The sequence below is a fragment of the Endozoicomonas sp. SESOKO3 genome, from assembly GCF_024606255.1.
Genome location: NZ_JAHHPR010000684.1, coordinates 1 through 2,113 on the forward strand (window position 1 = coordinate 1; position 2,113 = coordinate 2,113).

Annotated in this window: 1 protein-coding gene; it reads right to left on the reverse strand. The window is 47.8% G+C overall.

What is annotated here, in order from left to right; translation table 11 throughout:
• A partial coding sequence (locus KDK18_RS12015; protein ID WP_257255163.1) for a hypothetical protein occupies nt 1-1,834 on the reverse strand: 1,834 nt, incomplete at its 3' end.
• Nucleotides 1,835-2,113 lie beyond the last annotated feature (279 nt).

The following is a 2,113-nucleotide window of genomic DNA, read 5'->3' on the forward strand; positions in this document are numbered from 1 at the left end:
AGTCTTCAATGCCAAGCTCTTCTGCCAGTCGAGCGTTGCGGGCTTTTGTGGCTTCCGCCCTGGCATTACGAATTTGTTTTTCCAGCTCCGGGATTCGTTCGACTTTCTGCCCAAATTTCCGCAACAGGCTTTGCTGTCTTTCCGATACGCCACGAAGCTGTTCAAGCTCATGCTCAGCTTGTTGCTTCAGCTGAAGTACTATGAGCTTTTGCTTTTCACTGGTAGTGGCTTTCTCCAATATGAGCTTTAACTGGTTACTAACCCGGATGAGTTTGCCTTCTCTCGCCAGCTGCTCTGCCAGCATGCTTTCCCTCTCAATCAGCTGCCTGGCCATGTCGCTCAGAACTTTGAAAGCAAACTGGTCGTCGTTGCAGGAAGCATTGAGCTGTGATTCGTCGACAACGGGTATAAGACTCATAATACCCTGAACAAAATTCTGATTATTCAGAAGACCTCTAAGTACGGGTCTGAAGCTGAAGTGTCTTGTCAGTTGAATCTGCAGCCAGGTTGGCGTGATGACAGACGAAGCAGCTCTGATGTGTTCCAGTGTAAATTCAAATTTTACTGCCGGAGTTGCCTGATCTGGAATAGCACTGGCCAATGCTTGCTGGAGATATTCGTAGAATGCAAGCGCATGTGTCGCCAGCTTATCTTCATTTGTAAGGGGCGTCGGTTGATCTTCGCTAATTTCAGCGCCGTGCCTTGCAACAAACTTCTCCAGTATTGCCATCTGCCTGCTTCGAATGACGTACCGGTAGCTTTTGACCTGATATTTTTTAACCTGTGCTGCTACTGCAGGAGCGGCGTTATCAGCCTCAGCTTCTTGCCAGAGGTTATGGAGATTTTCTACAAAAGCGATATCATTCGGATTCAGCTTCTGACCACGGAAAACAATCACCTCCCCCCGAGCTTCTGCTACTTCCAGCTTTGGGTAACCTGAAGGCACAGGGTAATCCAGTGTGTCATCCCCGGCGTGTACAACATAGCCGACGGGTTTACTGTGTGCCAGGAGTTCATTAAGAGCCTGCTGTTGTAAATCCTCTCCCACAACATGAACCTGAATATAGGCAGAGGTGGCTGCTGCCAGGAGAGCGTCGTCATTGACAAAAAGTGATTGACCCAGACGTTGCAGTTCAGGAGGCTGATCGCCCGAAGCGATAAGACGCATAAAGGTGCGCCCATTCACTTCAACTTTTTCCACTTCAATGGTGGCAAGGGCAACGTAGTGATCGCCCGGACCAAGATTGCCTGCTCTTTCGCTGACAGCAATCAACACTTTAGCCAGTTGTACGGGGCTGGCGATTTTTGTTAACGGTTCGAATGGTTGACTGACGTGAAATGGCCAGGGAAATTGAGCACGAATAGCCTCAACTGAATCCTGATCGGTCATTCCGGCTCTGACTTCAATGACCAGTTTCGTTTCTTCAAGGTTATGAGTGAACCTGAAGATTCCCTCATTGCCTACCTTCAGGACTTTGGTGTATTTCTGAGCCACGTCATTCCTGCCTGTTTCAAACAGATCAACACTGGAAACGCCGCTATCCATAACAGAAAACAATTGTGTATAGCTTAAAGCAGGAAGGTCATACTTATCCCTGTCTATAGCATGGTCAGAGTAGGTGGTTGTACAAGACTTGGGTATTGGCTGCTCGTCAGGACCTAAAGTTGGCCCAACCATGACTTCACTATGAACATACTCCTCATGTCCATTGACCAGAATATTGATCGATTTTGTCTGCAGCTTGCGATCGGCCAGTGCCTGTGTGCCAATAATGCAAGAGCTGACTGCAATGGCCATTGCAAGGCTTAATGTATTGGGGCGAGCATGTATCATTCCGCTACCTCAGAGCTGAATACTTTTATTGCCGTGAAAAGTGATTGCCGCACTGGACGAGGAAACAACTTTTAAGATCACTCATGGCTTTTGGTTAATCGCTCATGGCTGTTCCGGCAAGCTGAAATGTCTGGCGTCATTGTTGTCTTGAGGCTGTAGGTGGAAAGCTTGATTGATGGTAATTTCTCTTGTCATGACCGTGAACTTTCTGATCATCGCCCTTCTGCCATTCGTAAAAGGCTCCAAGAGTGTAGAAGTAAGGAATACTTTCTGCATGGG